At 67.2% G+C, this 15011-nt stretch carries 17 protein-coding genes and 1 tRNA gene; 11 read left to right on the forward strand and 7 right to left on the reverse strand.

Annotated features, from left to right (window positions below; translation table 11 throughout):
- Positions 1 to 5 precede the first annotated feature (5 nt).
- Positions 6 to 1160, forward strand: coding sequence for an acyl-CoA dehydrogenase family protein (locus tag DQW85_RS03400; protein ID WP_113698954.1), 1155 nt, complete (start codon positions 6 to 8; stop codon positions 1158 to 1160).
- Here DQW85_RS03400 and DQW85_RS03405 read toward each other — a convergent pair.
- On the reverse strand, positions 1135 to 1788 hold the full coding sequence (locus DQW85_RS03405; protein ID WP_162794688.1) for a helix-turn-helix transcriptional regulator: 654 nt from the start codon (positions 1786 to 1788) through the stop codon (positions 1135 to 1137). The genes DQW85_RS03400 and DQW85_RS03405 overlap by 26 nt on opposite strands.
- 110 nt (positions 1789 to 1898) lie before the next feature.
- On the opposite strand from DQW85_RS03405, the gene DQW85_RS03410 reads away from it, so the two are divergent.
- The 5 genes from DQW85_RS03410 (at position 1899) to DQW85_RS03430 (ending at position 6124) form a co-directional block, all read left to right on the forward strand.
- Entirely contained in the window at positions 1899 to 3164 is a 1266-nt protein-coding gene (locus DQW85_RS03410; RefSeq protein ID WP_113698956.1) for an ABC transporter substrate-binding protein, read from the forward strand.
- On the forward strand, positions 3161 to 4051 hold the full coding sequence (locus DQW85_RS03415; protein WP_162794689.1) for a carbohydrate ABC transporter permease: 891 nt from the start codon (positions 3161 to 3163) through the stop codon (positions 4049 to 4051). Before DQW85_RS03410 ends, DQW85_RS03415 begins: the two co-directional genes overlap by 4 nt.
- Positions 4045 to 4872: a carbohydrate ABC transporter permease gene (locus DQW85_RS03420; protein ID WP_205314848.1), complete on the forward strand. Its 828-nt coding sequence runs from the start codon at positions 4045 to 4047 to the stop codon at positions 4870 to 4872. The genes DQW85_RS03415 and DQW85_RS03420 overlap by 7 nt, the downstream gene beginning before the upstream one ends.
- A 19-nt stretch (positions 4873 to 4891) precedes the next feature.
- The gene (locus DQW85_RS03425; RefSeq protein WP_275888164.1) at positions 4892 to 5995 is read left to right on the forward strand and encodes an ABC transporter ATP-binding protein; all 1104 of its coding nucleotides are present in this window, start codon (positions 4892 to 4894) and stop codon (positions 5993 to 5995) included.
- 56 nt (positions 5996 to 6051) lie between these two features.
- Positions 6052 to 6124 (forward strand) — tRNA-Lys (locus DQW85_RS03430).
- A 71-nt stretch (positions 6125 to 6195) separates the two neighbouring features.
- Here DQW85_RS03430 and DQW85_RS48090 read toward each other — a convergent pair.
- From DQW85_RS48090 to DQW85_RS44090, 4 genes are all read right to left on the reverse strand, one after another.
- A complete protein-coding gene (locus DQW85_RS48090; protein WP_420819142.1) occupies positions 6196 to 6327 on the reverse strand; it encodes a hypothetical protein in 132 nt (43 codons plus the stop codon).
- On the reverse strand, positions 6282 to 6629 hold the full coding sequence (locus DQW85_RS45615) for a tyrosine-type recombinase/integrase (protein WP_205314851.1): 348 nt from the start codon (positions 6627 to 6629) through the stop codon (positions 6282 to 6284). Before DQW85_RS45615 ends, DQW85_RS48090 begins: the two co-directional genes overlap by 46 nt.
- 638 nt (positions 6630 to 7267) lie before the next feature.
- The gene (locus DQW85_RS03440) at positions 7268 to 7519 is read right to left on the reverse strand and encodes a hypothetical protein (protein WP_113698959.1); all 252 of its coding nucleotides are present in this window, start codon (positions 7517 to 7519) and stop codon (positions 7268 to 7270) included.
- A gap of 20 nt (positions 7520 to 7539) precedes the next feature.
- On the reverse strand, positions 7540 to 7812 hold the full coding sequence (locus DQW85_RS44090) for a hypothetical protein (RefSeq protein ID WP_162794690.1): 273 nt from the start codon (positions 7810 to 7812) through the stop codon (positions 7540 to 7542).
- Positions 7813 to 8848: 1036 nt separating this feature from the next.
- Between DQW85_RS44090 and DQW85_RS03450 the strand changes: the two genes are divergently transcribed.
- The 5 genes from DQW85_RS03450 (at position 8849) to DQW85_RS03470 (ending at position 13812) form a co-directional block, all read left to right on the forward strand.
- A complete protein-coding gene (locus DQW85_RS03450; RefSeq protein WP_205314852.1) occupies positions 8849 to 10033 on the forward strand; it encodes a trypsin-like serine peptidase in 1185 nt (394 codons plus the stop codon).
- A gap of 459 nt (positions 10034 to 10492) precedes the next feature.
- The gene (locus DQW85_RS03455) at positions 10493 to 11446 is read left to right on the forward strand and encodes an RNA polymerase sigma factor (protein WP_113698962.1); all 954 of its coding nucleotides are present in this window, start codon (positions 10493 to 10495) and stop codon (positions 11444 to 11446) included.
- Positions 11447 to 11811: 365 nt separating this feature from the next.
- The gene (locus DQW85_RS46470; RefSeq protein ID WP_275888165.1) at positions 11812 to 12039 is read left to right on the forward strand and encodes a response regulator transcription factor; all 228 of its coding nucleotides are present in this window, start codon (positions 11812 to 11814) and stop codon (positions 12037 to 12039) included.
- A 118-nt stretch (positions 12040 to 12157) separates the two neighbouring features.
- The gene (locus DQW85_RS03465) at positions 12158 to 12994 is read left to right on the forward strand and encodes a GNAT family N-acetyltransferase (protein WP_205314853.1); all 837 of its coding nucleotides are present in this window, start codon (positions 12158 to 12160) and stop codon (positions 12992 to 12994) included.
- A 314-nt stretch (positions 12995 to 13308) separates the two neighbouring features.
- Positions 13309 to 13812: an MEKHLA domain-containing protein gene (locus tag DQW85_RS03470; RefSeq protein WP_113698964.1), complete on the forward strand. Its 504-nt coding sequence runs from the start codon at positions 13309 to 13311 to the stop codon at positions 13810 to 13812.
- A 375-nt stretch (positions 13813 to 14187) separates the two neighbouring features.
- On the opposite strand, the gene DQW85_RS03475 is transcribed toward DQW85_RS03470, so the two are convergent.
- Complete coding sequence (locus DQW85_RS03475; protein ID WP_113698965.1) at positions 14188 to 14562, reverse strand: cupin domain-containing protein; 375 nt, start codon at positions 14560 to 14562, stop codon at positions 14188 to 14190.
- Between the two features lie 21 nt (positions 14563 to 14583).
- On the reverse strand, positions 14584 to 14958 hold the full coding sequence (locus DQW85_RS03480; protein ID WP_113698966.1) for a cupin domain-containing protein: 375 nt from the start codon (positions 14956 to 14958) through the stop codon (positions 14584 to 14586).
- Between the last annotated feature and the right edge of the window lie 53 nt (positions 14959 to 15011).

The raw sequence follows: 15011 nt of genomic DNA on the forward strand, positions 1-15011 counted from the left end.
ACCTCATGGACGATCTGCTTCGCGTCGACGACCGGCTCAGTGGTGACCAGAGGCTGATCAGGGACACGGTCACCTCGTTCGTCTCCGACCGGGTCCTGCCGTACGTGGGCGACTGGTTCGAGGAGGGCACCTTCCCGGCGCGCGAGCTCGCGCCGGAGCTCGGCTCGCTCGGCCTGCTCGGCATGCACCTGGAGGGATACGGCTGCGCGGGCACGGACGCCACCTCGTACGGCGTGGCCTGCCGCGAGCTGGAGGCGGGCGACTCCGGGCTGCGCTCCTTCGTGTCGGTCCAGGGGTCGCTGGCGATGTTCCCCATCTGGCGGTACGGCTCCGACGAGCAGAAGGACGAGTGGCTGCCCAGGATGGCGGCCGGCGAGGCGATCGGCTGCTTCGGTCTGACCGAGCCCGACCACGGCTCCGACCCGGCCGGCATGCGCACCTACGCCAAGCGGGACGGCGCCGACTGGGTGCTCAACGGATCCAAGATGTGGATCACCAACGGCTCGATCGCCGACGTGGCGGTGGTGTGGGCGCAGACCGACGAGGGGATCCGCGGCTTCGTCGTCCCCACGGACACGCCGGGCTTCTCCGCCCCTGAGATCCACAAGAAGCTGTCCCTGAGGGCGTCGGTCACCTCGTCCCTGTACTTCGACGACGTCCGCCTGCCCGGCTCCGCCGTGCTCCCTGGGGTCTCCGGGCTGAAAGGCCCGCTGTCGTGCCTCACGGAGGCCCGGTTCGGGATCCTCTGGGGGGTGGTGGGCGCCGCCCGCGCGTGCCTGGAGGCGGCGGTCGAGTACGCCAAGACGCGCGTGCAGTTCGGCAAGCCGATCGGCGCGTTCCAGCTCACCCAGGAGAAGCTGGCGTGGATGTACGTCGGCACGGCTCAGGCGTCGCTGACGGCCTTCCACCTCGGCGCGCTGAAGGACGAGGGGCGGCTGGAGCCCCGGCAGGTCAGCTTCGGCAAGCTGGCGAACGTGCGGGCGGCGCTCGACATCGCCCGGCAGGCCCGCTCGATCCTCGGCGGCAACGGGATCACGCTCGAATACCCGGTGATCAGGCACATGAACAACCTGGAGAGCGTGCTCACCTACGAGGGCACGCAGGAGATCCACACGCTCGTGCTCGGCGAGGCGCTCACCGGGATCTCCGCCTATCGTTGAGCTGGTCGAGATAGTTGTAGGCGGTGACGCGTGAGACGCCGAGCCGCCGGGCGACCCGGTCGACCGAGCGCTTGACGAAGAAGGCCCCCTTCTCGTCCAGATATTTCAGGACTTCGAGCTTGTCGTCCTTGGTCATCAAGGCGACGGACTTGCCGGTCTTCTCGATCGCGGTCTCGATGAGGTTGTCGAGCACCTCCACGATGTCGGTGGCGAAGATCTCCTCGCGCTCCGGCGCCTCGTCCCCGAGCAGGTGCTCGATGTTGGCCCGCGCCGCCTGCAGCGGCGTCATGTCCACGTTGATGCAGAACGCCGCGATCACCCGGCCCTGCTCGTCACGGATGTAGACCGACGACGAGCGGAGCTCTCGGCCGTCTCCGGTGCGCCCCTTGTAGCCGAACTCGTCGTGGTCGGCCTCCTCCTCCCTGAGCATCTCCAGCCCGAGATTGGTGGAGGGTCCGCCGACCTTGCGCCCGGTCACGTGACCGTTCTCGATGGCCGCGATCGAGCTGGCCATGTCGTGCCCGGACAGGTCGTGCAGGACGACCTCGCAGTGCGGGCCGACCGCCACCGCGACCGCCTTCATCACGGGACGCAGGATCGCCTCGAGCTCGTCCAGGTTGTTGATCATCAGCCTCATCCCCCTGCACAGAATTTCAGTTCACTGTATTGATTAGTTGTACAGAATCTGCGCACACTTAGCCACCAACGTGAACCCCCGGTGTGCGCGATGGAGCGGCCATGAGAACACGACCCGTCCTGCTCGCCGCCGTGCTCGGCACGGCGCTGCTGGCTGCGACCGCATGCGGCGGTGGCGGTGGCGAGGGCAAGCCCGCCGCCGAAGGTGGACAACTCGTCTTCGCCAACTTCCAGTGGCTGGAGCCCAACAGAGGTGAACAGCTGTGGAAGGCCGTCACCGGCTACCAGCAGGCCAACCCTAAGGCCACGATGAAGCAGCAGGCGATCACCCGCAAGGACTACGAGAGCACGCTCAAGACCCAGATGGGCGCGCGCGGCGGCCCCGACATCCTCGTCATCCCCGACACGTTCTTCCCCGAGCTGGCCCAGGCCGGGCTCCTCGAACCCGTCGGCGACGCCCTCGGCCCCGACGAGAAGGGCCGGCTCAACACCACCAACCAGGCGGCCACCTACAAGGGCGAGCAGCTCGCCTACGCCTGGGAGAACGTCAACTACGCCCTGTTCTGGAACAAGAAGCTGCTCGACGAGGCGGGCGTGCAGCCGCCCAGGGACATGGCCGGACTCGTCGCCGCCGCCAAGGCCGTCAAGGAGAAGACCGGCAACCCCGGCTTCGCCGTGCGGCACCAGATCAACGAGGAGACGCCCTGGTGGATCGACTTCTCCAACTGGCCGTACGGCTTCGGCGGCGGCTGGTCGCGTGACGGAAAGCTGACCATCGACTCGCCGGAGAACGTCGCCGCGCTGACGGCGTACAAGCAGATGTACGCCAGCGGCGCGATGCCCGTGGGCGACGACGCCTCCACGTTCAGGTCGAAGTTCCAGCAGGGCAAGATCGGCATGATGATCGACAACAGCTCCGCGCTGTTCACGATGGTCAACGGCAACGCGACGGTGCCGAGCACCTCCGGCGTGGGAGCCGCGCCGCTGCCCTTCCCCGGTAAGGGGTCGAGCCGGGCCAGCTTCTTCGTCGGCATCAACAAGAACAGCCCGAACAAGGCGCTCGCCAAGGACTGGCTGAAGTGGTTCTTCTCGGCGAAGGCGCAGGAGACGGCCGCCGCGGCGCTCGGCGCCAGCGTGATCGGCACCGACGCGCAGCCGCCGCAGGCGTTCCTGTCGGCGAACCCGTGGGTGCCGGTCTTCCGCGACCAGGCCGCCGGCTCGCAGGACGCCGTGATCGACGGTTTCGAGACCAAGACACCGCGGATCAGGCACATCGTGCTCCAGCAGGTGGAGAGGGTGCTCGTGCAGAACGCGGATCCCGCCGCCGCGCTGAAGCAGGCGCAGCAGGAGGCGGAGAAGCTCGGGTGATCGAGAACCCCGGGGCGGCGAGGCGCCTGCCGTACCTCTTCGTCGGCGGCGCGGCGGTCTACCTCGTGCTGCTGACCGCCGCGCCCCTGCTCAACGGCCTCTGGCTGAGCGTCACCGACGCGCAGTTGCTGAACCCGACGGGCGGGTCGTTCATCGGGTTCCAGCACTACGCGAGGCTCTTCGGCGATCCGGGGTTCTACCACTCGCTGTACGTCACGCTCGTCTACACCGCCGCGGTGGTCGCCGGCTCGCTGCTGCTCGGCACCGTGGCCGCCGTCCTGCTCAACCGGTCCTTCCCCGGCCGTACGGCCGCGCGGACCGTGCTGACGATGCCGTGGGCGGTGCCCACCGTGGCGGTGAGCCTGATCTTCGTGTGGATCTACAACAACGACAGCGGCGTGCTGAACCGGCTGGTGCGCGCTCTCGGGTTCGACGCGCAGGGGTGGCTGACCGACACCTCGTGGGCCCTGGTCGCGGTGACGGCGGCCTCGGTCTGGAAGGTCTTCCCCTTCGTGATGCTGGTCGTGCTGGCGGCGCTGCAGTCGGTGCCCGACGAGCTGTACGAGTCGTCGCGGGTGGACGGGGCCGACGCGCTCAACACGTTCAGGCAGATCGTGTTCCCGTACCTGCTGCCCATGCTGCGGGTGGCGGCGCTGCTGATGACGATCTGGTCACTGCGGCGCTTCGACATCGTGTGGCTGCTCACGCAGGGCGGACCGGTGGAGGCCACGAACACCGTGGTGATCAGCGTCTACCGGGAGTCGTTCATCAACTCCGACCTCGGCCTGTCGGCGGCCATCGGCGCCGTGGGCCTGGTCCTGTCCACTGTGGTGACCGTGGCGCACTTCGCGCTGGAAAGGCGCTCGAAGGAGAGTGAGGCGTGGTGACCCGTTCGCGGCGGTTCGGGGTGCTGCGGGCCCTGGTGGTGCTGGTGCTCGTGGCCGTGGTGGGCTTTCCGCTCTACTGGATGGTGACCACGGCCACCCGGCGCAACCAGGAGATCTTCGCCGGCGACGCGCCGCTGGTGCCGGATCCGGCGCGGCTGGGCGAGCTGTTCTCCGGGCTCGGGCCCATGCTGGACTGGCTGGCCAACAGCGCTTTCGTGGCGTTCGGTACGACGCTGCTGAGCCTGCTGATGGCCGTACTGGCGGCCTACGCTCTGTCGCGGTACCGGTTCAGGGGTCGGGGCGTCTTCGGGTTCGCGCTGTTCGCGACGCAGATGCTGCCTGAGGCGCTGATCGTCGTCCCGCTTTATGCCATTTTTTTGGTACTTGGGCTGCTGAACGATCTGGGCGGGCTGGTGCTGGCGAACACCGCGTTCGCCATGCCCGTCGCGGTCTGGATCCTCAAGAGCGCCATAGACCGCATTCCGGTCGAGATCGAGGAGTCGGCCCGGGTGGACGGGTGCCCGCGGTACGCGGTGCTGCCGCAGGTCGTGCTGCCGCTGGTGATGCCGTCAGTGGCGGCCGCGGCCGTCATCTCGTTCTTCGACGGGTGGAACGAGTTTCTCTTCGCCAACACGTTCATGGTCGACAAGGAGAAATGGCCCGCCTCCAAGGGGCTGGCCTCCTATGTCGGCGAGTTCGTCACGCCGCTGGGCACGGTGATGTCGGCCGCGCTGGTCTTCACGCTGCCGGCCATCGTCTTCTTCCTGCTGGTGCAGCGGCGGATCGTCAGCGGGCTCACGTCCGGGTCCGTGAAGGGGTAGGTGCCAGGTGCCTCGCATCGTGTTCGACGGTGTTTCGAAGTCGTACGGCGACACATCCGTCATTACTGATTTTTCAGCAGAGGTGGAGGATCAGGAGTTTTTGGTGCTTCTGGGCCCCTCAGGGTGCGGCAAGTCCACCATGCTCCGCATGATCGCCGGCCTCACGGACATCACCTCCGGGTCGCTGGAGTTCGACGGCCGCCAGGTCAACGCCCTGGAGCCGCGCGACCGCCGGATCGCCTTCGTCTTCCAGTCGTACGCGCTGTACCCGCACATGACGGTCCGCGCGAACATCGCCTTCCCCCTCCTCATGAACCGCTTCCGCTGGTACCACCACCTGCCGGTGGCCAACTCCCTCATGCGCCGCCGATTCCTGCGCGACCCCGCCGTGAACGCCAAGGTCGAGGAGGTGGCCGCGATGATGGAGCTCACCGACCACCTCGACCGCCGCCCCCGCACACTCTCCGGCGGCCAGCGCCAGCGCGTAGCCGTCGCCCGCGCGCTCGTCCGCGAACCCGCCCTGTACCTCCTCGACGAGCCCCTCTCGAACCTCGACGCCAAACTCCGCACCCAGATGCGCGCCGAGATCGCCGCCCTCTACCACCGGGTCCGCAAGACCTTCGTGTACGTCACGCACGACCAGGTCGAGGCCATGACCATGGGCACCCGCATCATCGTGCTCAACGACGGCACGATCCAGCAGTACGGCACCCCGAAGGAGATCTACGACCGCCCCGCCAACACCTTCGTGGCCCGCTTCATCGGCAGCCCGCCCATGAACCTCATCCCCTGCACCCCGACCGGCGACACCCTCACCACCCCCGGCGGCCCCCTCCCCCTCCGTGCCCCCACCCCCGACCCCGTCCTCCTCGGCGTCCGCGCGGAGAAGGTCACCCTCAGCACCTCCCCCGGCGGCCTACGCGCCCGGATCGTGGTCGTCGAACACCTCGGCGCGGAGACCGTCATCGGCTTCAACCTGGGCGACTCCCGCGACCTCCACTACGCCCGCATGCCCGGCGACGTCACCTTCACCCCGGACACCACCTGCCGCGCCGACCTGGACCTCAACGGCGCCTCCTGGTTCGCCCCGGAAACCGGCGCCCGCCTCGATCCGTTACTGTGAGGGGGCGGGAACGGCGTCGCGCCGCGGGCGGTAGTCTCTGTACCCTTGCTGTGCATGGGGCGTTAGCTCAATTGGCAGAGCTGCGGACTTTTAATCCGTAGGTTCCGGGTTCGAGCCCCGGGCGCCCTACCTCACTGAACTGGGCGGACTCCCCTTTTGTTGATCGGGAAATCCGCCCAGGGGTGCAATATGGGTTGCAATCAGCCGTCCCACAGAGCGCGACCCATGCACGCCGCCGCCTCCGTGGCGAGGGTCTCCGTGATGTGCGTGTAGCGCTTGGTCGTGGTCAGTTGGGAGTGGCCAAGGACGGCCTGGACCACGCGGATGTCCACGCCCTGTTCGAGTGCAGGGTCGCGGCAGTATGCCGGGCGTCGTGGACTCGGGCGTCCTTGTCGATGTCGGCTTCCTTGAGGATCTCTTTCCACTCGTCCCAGTCGTCGCCGGCGTCTAGCGGGTTTCCGTCCGGCATGCACCAGACGAGGTCCCACTCCTGCCACCTCTCCCCTGCGGCTTCCCGTTCAACCTGCTGGGCTTCCTTCTGGAGCTTGAGCAGCGCGATCAACGGAGGCGGGAGGGCGATCTTGCCCTTGCCCTTGCCCTTGCCCTTCGGCTTCACGAACGTCCAGCCGCTCACCTGCTTGGGGCATGCAACCGCGTGCTTGGCGCAGTCGGGCGGGCAGAACTTGGCCTTGGGGCAGTCCTTGGGGCCGGGTAGCGGTGAAGTCGCTCGCCGCAGGCATGCGGCTCTTCGCAGCCGTGCCGATACCGGAGGCGCTTGGCAGCTCGACCAGTGGCGCAGCACACCTCTGGTTGCCGAGTTCCACACGGCAAATTCTGGCACCACGGTGGCGAGAAGATCGTCTACTGTCCCGACTCCGCCGCTGCGAAGCTCCGGGAAGACCTCGGCGACCTCGCCGGCGTAATCAGCCGTGGCCCCACATCGATGTATTCGCCACCGACATCGAACCGCCTGATGTCCGTCGTCTTGTGCGAGGAGCACGTGAGTGCCCAGTCCGCCGCCGGTCCGATCTCCTGGAGACGCAGTCGCTTCTTTCGATTGATCCCGCGAGCGCGACCGCGGGTGCGGAGACAGCCCAGGGCGGCTTTCTGACTGGGAGCAGGTCCTGTTACTCCAAGATCACTCAACCGAACATGACGACGCTCCTTGTCCAGCGCGGGGGCGTCGTCATGTTCAGGATCAGAGCAAGTCATAAGCCCAAGAAGTGCCTGACATCGTGCGGCGGACTCTAGAAAGTCAGCCCTGCGAGCATGTCAGCTTTTGCGCACAAGCTTGCCTTCTTCGTTGACTCGATGCGCTAGCAACTCCTTGAGCAGCGCCTCATCGTCCTCTTGCCGGCGGAGCTCGCTCGTCAAGGAGACATCCTTCCAGAGCCGCTGCCCTTCCAGGGCCACAAGGGTCGCCTTGCCCTCATCCCCATTACCGAGTTCCGACTGACCGCCGAATGACCCACCGAGGATATTGCCATAATCATCGGTGATCAGCGTGACGTTATTTAGGTTCATATTGTTGTCCCTTTTGATAGTCAGCTATTGGCAGCGTGGGTGCGAAACCAAAGCCCGACGGTGTTGCCGTTCGTGACAGTGAAGTGATAGAAGCATCGGCTAGTGAGGCCATCAGGGTTTGTCGAGGTGAACCGAACATGCCCCAGCGATCCATTCATTGCCCAGTTGAGCAGCTGCGGAACCGCACCGAGCACGATGGGGCCGCGGTAGGCTTCATTCGCATATCGCCACTGGTAACCGAGGGTCGTGTTGCCGGCGATGAAAAAGTCTGTTGAGTCGTAGGATACGGTCATTGAGGCCTCCTGATATGTCGTGGTCAAGACACTGAGGCGCACGGAATTGGAGTATCCCGGTAGCTGTCACGCACAGGCCCCCGCGCCTGACTCGAAATCCGACGTACCCGATAGTTTTAGCGCAAGAACGCTACAACAACTAAAGATTTTCTTTGGAAAGCATGTCAGGTTCGTCATGCGGCGGCCCACACCCTGTATCGGCGCTCTGGACAACCACAGCATTCCGGGCCACCGGTCCGGATGCCGAGCGGCACGAAATATTGCCCTGTTAGACCCGCCAGGGTTGGCGGACACTGTTTCGACTAAGCCGACATGAACGCCTCAAGCACAAGACCACGAGCCAGGCGTCAACGATCGACGTCGGTCGCACACAACTGCCTAGCCCGCTGTGCGGGTCGCACGCTGCGCGTGCGGCCTGGGGCCGTTCTCGCGCGCGGCCCGACACTCGGGCCGCGCCACCCCTGCTGTTATCCCAAGATCCGGAACATATGCGGAACGAGAGTGGCACAGCCTGATCACAACGACGCTCCACCATCCGCCAAGAATTTATGAAACTGCGCCGCGTGCCGCGCGTCGTGGGATCATCGCCACGGCTGCCTTAGCCGACTCGGCGGCCAACTCGGGGTGTCGGTGGTGAACCAGAACTGCCGGTGTCCCAGGTGCGCCGACACGTCCTTCATGACGGCGCCGGCCGCCGGCATGACGGTGGCCGCGCAGTGCCGGAGGTCGTGCAGCCGTAGGGGCGGCAATCCGGACTTCTTGATCAGCCACTCGAAGTGGTCAGACAGCTTGTCTGGATCAAGCGTTTGATCAGCATGCCCGCCTTGGGGAGGGCACCGCCGCATGCGCGATCCGATCAGCGCGGCAAGATTAGGTCTCGAGCGTGGATGTCCCGTCGGGGGGAGGATGGCGGCCCGCATCAGCGAGCGAGGTGCTCAGCTATAACGCTCCACAAATAGATAAATGGTATGAGGCGGTCCGAGTATCCAGGCATATCGTCGCGTCACCCCCAGTCACACGAAAGGACTGCCAGCTGATGCGACGACTCACGATGGCAGCCACGGTGGTGTTCGTCGCGGTAACCACCGCGACGCCCGCCAACGCCGCGCCCCCAGCCTTACCATCCCAGCCCTCGCCCCAGACGGCCCAAGCCGTGACAGCCGCCGATCCGGCACCTGAGGTGGTCGGTACCGAGCAGGCCGTATCCCGGCGGCTCGGCGCGAATCGCACCAGCACCACAATCCGGCATGCCGACGCCACCTACGTCAAGGTCCACATCGACGAACTCCTGTTACGGCCCGGCGACTACATCACCGTGTCAGACCCTGCCGGGCGCGAAACCCACACCTACCTCTCCGACCCCACACGCGTACAGCGGCCCGAAAACTCCGCCGCGACCACCGCCGACCGCGGCTTCTGGGCGATGTCGGTCGAGGGCGACACCGCGGTCGTGACGCTGCACAGCCCGACGCGCGGCATCGGATCGTACGTTCGCCTCGACCGGATCGCACGAGGCTTCACCCCAGCGGAGTTCGCGGCGCGCGACGCCGTCCGGCCCCTGTCCATCTGCGGCGCCAATGACTATCGCGACGCGGTCTGCTACCGGTCCAGCCATCCGACGGAGTACCAGCGCTCCCGCGCGGTGGCCCGGCTGCTCATCGGCGGCACCAGCGCCTGCACCGGCTGGCGGGTCGGGCCGAACAATCGGTTGCTGACGAACAACCACTGCGTCAGTACGACCAGTGGCGTCAGGCAGACCGAGATCCAGTTCAACTATGACTGCCCGACGTGCGGCGGCACCGGTGCCAACCCGGTGACCAAGGTCGTGGGCGAGCAGATGCTGAAGACCAGCCCGCTGTCCAGCCTCGACTACACGCTGCTCACCGTGCAGAACTTCGGCGCCATCTCCAGCTTCGGCTACCTGGAGCTCGACGCTCGCCGCCCCCTGCAGGGCGAGCAGATCTACATCGCCGGGCACCCGCGCGCGGCCGTGAAGAAGCTCTCCATCACCAGCGACCGGAACAACGGGAACTGCGTCATCGACAGGCCCGTCAGCGGCGTCAACAGCGGCTACCTCTGTGACACCGAAGGCGGCTCGTCGGGTTCGCCGGTCATCGCCCGCTCCACGCACAGGGTGATCGCGCTCCATCACCTGGGGGGCTGTCCCAACGAGGGAACCCGCATCGAGCTGATCAAGCCGGAAATCGACGGCATACTCTGACCGGCGCGAGCGTGCTCTGAAGAGACTGCGGTGCCGCGGGCCCTGGACGGCTGCCCGGCCGCGGCCGGCACGCTCAGGGCCTGACACCACGCCCGGCCCGGGGACCCCATGGGCCCTGGGCCGGATCGGACGTTACAGGCCGCCTCCGGCACCCTCGGGGTCCAGGCGGGTCAGCCCTATACGGGGATCCAGTCGAGCGTGACCGCCAGGATGACGAAAGGCGACGGCCGCGTAGCCCACGACGAACGCGATGATCGTGGCCAGGATAGACGGTGGTCTGGGTGCGCCAGTCGACGCTCATGGACGACCCCGCCCGCACCGCCGACATCGCCAAGGCCTTCGCCAAGGTGCTGTCGATCTGACGAGGCGCGCCGGTCCAGGTCACTCTGGGACTGCCGATGTCCGTGGATTTCCGGCATTCCTCCTGTCACGGAGATCGCCGTCTGTAACCTGGACGGCATGGCTGATGCGGTACTGGCCGAGGCTGACCTGGTCCGCGAGGCGCAATCGGGGGATGTCACCGCTCTCGGGGTGCTGCTGGCCCGACACCAGGCGGACATGCGCGCGGTCGCTCTGAGCATCCTGGGATACGGCCCCGACGCCGAGGACGCCGTCCAGGAAGCCGCCCTGGTCGCGTTGCGCCGCATCGGGGACGTCCGCGATCCGCACGCGGTGGGGGCGTGGCTGCGGGCGGTCGTCCGGAACGTCTGCCGGATGCAACTTCGCACCAGAACCGCGGTGCCGACAGACGACATCGAGTCGCTCGCACCGCCGTGCGCCGAGCCCGACCCGGGCGAGCTGCTGGATCGGTACGCGACGCGGGACTGGATCTGGCGCGCCCTGCAGGAGCTGTCGCCCAACCTGCGACTGGTGACGATGCTGCGCCACTTCACGGGGGTGACCGCCTATGACCAGATCGCGGAGTTGTGCGCGGTGCCGGTGGGAACGGTGCGCAGCCGGCTCAGCCAGGCGCGGGCCAAGATCTCCGAAGCGCTGCTGGCGACTTCGAGGCTGGCACACGACGATGTGGCGGCGCTGACCGAGGCATGCCGCCGGGACGCTGAGGAGACGCTGCGGGCCGCGGAGCGCGGCTCGTTCGGTGAGGCGCTGGCGGCACAGTGGTCGCCGATGGTGGAGACGACGTGGGCCCGCGACAAGCACACGCACGGTCTTGACTATCCCGTGCAGGTGATGAACCGCAACCTCGACGACGGTGTGCGCCATCACCTGGCCAACGTCGTCGCCGGCCACGATGTGGTCATCTGGGAGACCGACCTGACCAATCCCCCCGACGACCCCTTCCACTGTCCACCGGCGTCCGTGTGGGTGATGTTCATGGAGCAGGGCCGGGTGGGGCGGCTGCGGGTGTTCCATCCCCGGCATCATGGCGGCCCCTCGAGGCCGTCGCGCTGACCGTCACTGGCCTGGCCGGCTGAGGTCGGCTCCGGGTGGCGCGTACCGATTCGCCGACTGATCGAACTTCTGGCGTGGCCGGCGCATCTTGCGGGTGCCAACAAGTAACCCAGGGGGACATCATGTCGAAACCTCAGCCGGCCGCTCTTGACGGAGACGCCGATTGCGACGTTCGCATGTCGGTACGGATCGGGCGAGCCGCCTTACGGCACCGCCGGTATTCCGCGCGCCATGTCCGCCGCGCTCACCGAGCCGCGGGCGTACCGCGAAGCCTCTGCGGTGGATGCCGTGAACGGCCCGCCGACCGGCGGGCGGGCGGGGCGCGGTCGGTTCCGGCCGAGGCGGGCCCGCCTCGGCCGGTGCTGGTGGCAGCACTGACGGAGCGTGAGCTGGAGGTTCTCCGGCTGGCGGCCCAGGGGCTGAGCAACCGGGAGATCGGCGAGCGGCTGGTGATCTCCAGCCGGACCGTCGGGCACCACCTCTCCCACGTCTACGACAAGACCGGGCAGCGGACCCGGGCCAGTGTGGCCGTGTTCGCCATCGAGCATGGCTTGCTCGCCCGACCATCTGCGGCGGCCCCGCTGGTCGGATAGGTCGGTTGGCCGATGTCGCTCCAGGTGGACGTCAGTGATCCTTGATGCCGCGGGGTCGGGGAGAGAGGGCCGGATGAACGCCGGTTTGAGCGCCCCGCAGGAATCGAGGGAGCATTCTGTGTACGATTATCCCCGCCTGGACATGGAGATGGCCGAGCTCGCCGAGGCCGAGGCCATGTTCCGGTTCGAGTCGGGTGCGCGCGCCGAGGTTCGGGCCGCTCTCGGCATAGAATGCGCCCGGCTCGGCGGCGGTGTCGTCCTGTCCATGCGCGACGACCCGACGGGCTACTGGAGCAAGGCGCTGGGATTCGGCTTCGCCGAGCCCGTCACGGCTGAGCTCATCAAGGAGATCTGCGAGTTCTACCGGTCCAGGGCCGTTCCGATGGCCGTCCTGCAGCTCGCGCCCTGGGTGCTGCCCACCGACTGGGAGCAGATCTGTGCCGAGCACGGGCTGGCCGCAGGACCGCCGTGGGTGAAACTCGTGCGCGACCTGCCTGGCTGGACGAGGATTCCGGAGCCGGGGCTGCGGGTCGAGCGGGTCGACGAGCGGGAGGCGCGGCGATGGGCATCAGTCCTGATGCGTGGTTTCGGCATGCCGCAGGGGCCGCTCGTGGAGATGGCGGCCGCCGCCGTCGGGCGGCCGGGTTTCCACGCCTACGCCATCAGGTTCGACGGGAAGGTGACGGCGTCGGCAGGGATGTACGTGGACGGTGACGTGGCCCAGCTCTTCGGCGCCGCCACATTGCCGTCCCATCGCCGCCGTGGCGCCCAGTCCGCGTTGCTGCGGGCGCGCATCCGCGACGCCTGGGCGCTCGGCTGCCGGCTGATGTTCGCGGAGACGGCGGGCGAGCAGGCGGGCGCGCACAATTCGTCCCTGCACAACATGCTGAAAGCGGGGTTCGAGAGGCTGTACGTACGGCAGAACTGGACCTGGCAGCGGAGTCCCGCGGGGTGAACCGGCCCGGACCCGTGCACCGGCTGCGCGATGCACGGGTCCGGGAGCCCGGACGGTGGTCAGCTTCAAGCTGTTAGTCACGCCGAGTACCGGAGTTTGGGCAATAGAGTTCTTTTTGTGCCGTTATGGTGTTTCCTCCGAGGGGTGTTACGTTATGACTTCTTTATCCACTCCAACCGATGTCCGTTTCGCCAATTTACTGATGGATAGTTTCGGCCGTATCGTCGGGTCGTCCCTGCTGCCCGCTGGCGTCGACGAGAGGGACGTATCGCGGTGGCTCTACTTATGGTGTTTCCTCCGAGGGGTGTTACGTTATGACTTCTTTATCCACTCCAACCGATGTCCGTTTCGCCAATTTACTGATGGATAGTTTCGGCCGTATCGTCGGGTCGTCCCTGCTGCCCGCTGGCGTCGACGAGAGGGACGTATCGCGGTGGCTCTACGAGGACGCCCCGTTCGTCCTGCTCGCGCATGACACCTCGGCGGACCCGTTGTTCGTTTACGCGAACCGTACGGCCCAGCGTTGCTTCGAGTACAGCTGGGACGAGATCGTCGGCATGCCGTCGCGGCTTTCGGCCGAGGCGCCGAATCGCGAGGAGCGCCAGCGGCTCTTGGATGGCGTCCGGCGACACGGCTACGTTGATGACTACCGAGGCCTGCGGATCGCGAGGTCCGGACGTCGTTTCTGGATAGATGAGGCGATCGTGTGGAACCTCGTTGACGACGAGGGAACGCGTCATGGACAAGCTGCGCTCGTCCGCCGGTGGACAGATGCGTCACGGGCGCTTGGGTGCGCCGGTTCCTCCAAACCTTCGTAGACTGCTGCGCGCAGGCTCGGCTGCGATGGCTTTCGGTAAGCCTGGGCCGCCGGCCAGGTCCGGCGCGGAGGACGCCTGAACCCGCCTTAGCCGGAAGCCGGCGGCCATCCGCAAGTGGCGCGAGCGGTACAACGCTCGCGTGGTGGGCCGCGCTGACAGGCGCGTCTTCTACGACTTCACCGACCTGGCCACGATCGACGGCTGTATCAGCCGCCGGGAGGAGTCCCCTCGACTCCTGAGAAGCGCGACCAACTGCGCGCCAACCTCCACGCCCGATGGAAGGGCGGGCGCCGCCTAGGCTGGTCCACTCGGAACACTGCGGCCGCTGGCGCGCCTCGAACAGGTCTGTGATCTCAGGCGTCCGTGGGCTGACGATCACTCCGCCCATGGCGGGGTGAACGGCGCCATACCGGGCATGATCGCCCGCCCGCCTACGGGGAGGACCGCGACCAACTCGGCCGGTTCGTCGTGCGGGTTACCGATACCGAACGGGGTGTGCGCGGGCACGATCAGCGCGTCGCCCGCGCTGAGCGCGTGCTCCTCGCCTTCGATGATGGCGGTCAGACTTCCCGACAGCACGACGAAGATCTCCTCGCGGTCGACCGCGTGGCTGTCGGCGGGCATGCCGGGTGCGATGGCGAACCGCCAGGCGCAGGTCTCGGTGGCGCCCCTGCTGGGGGCCGCGAGGCCGGTGGCGGTGACGTGCGGGAGGGCGAAGGTGGGGGCGTCGGCCCCGGAGATGACCGGCACGGGAGAGGTCCTTTCGGGTGGCTATTGCGCGGTCGGGGGCACGAAGGGGTCGCCGCCGTTCATGCGGGCGAGCGCGCCCACCGGGAGCGCCGCGACCAACTCCAGTGGTTCGTCGTGCGGGTTGGCGAGGCTGAACAGTGTGTGCGCGGGCACCACGATCGCGTCGCCGGCGGACACCTCGTGCTCGACGCCGTCCAGCGTGGCGGTCGCCCGGCCGGACAGCACGATAAGCACCTCTTCGTGGTCGAACGAGTGCTCGGCGGGAAGCGCCCCAGGACTCACATGGGTACGCCAGACGCAGGTCTCCTTCGCGCCCCGGCTAGGGGAGGCCAGGCCGGTGAAGGTCGTGTGGCCGACGGTGAAGGTGGGAGCGGTGGCTCCTCGGACGATAGGCACGGTGTATCCTCCAGAGATATACAACCAAGGTTTACAACCATGGTTGTATATCT

It is taken from the genome of Nonomuraea lactucae, assembly GCF_003313395.1.
GTDB classification, from domain to species: Bacteria; Actinomycetota; Actinomycetes; order Streptosporangiales; family Streptosporangiaceae; genus Nonomuraea; species Nonomuraea lactucae.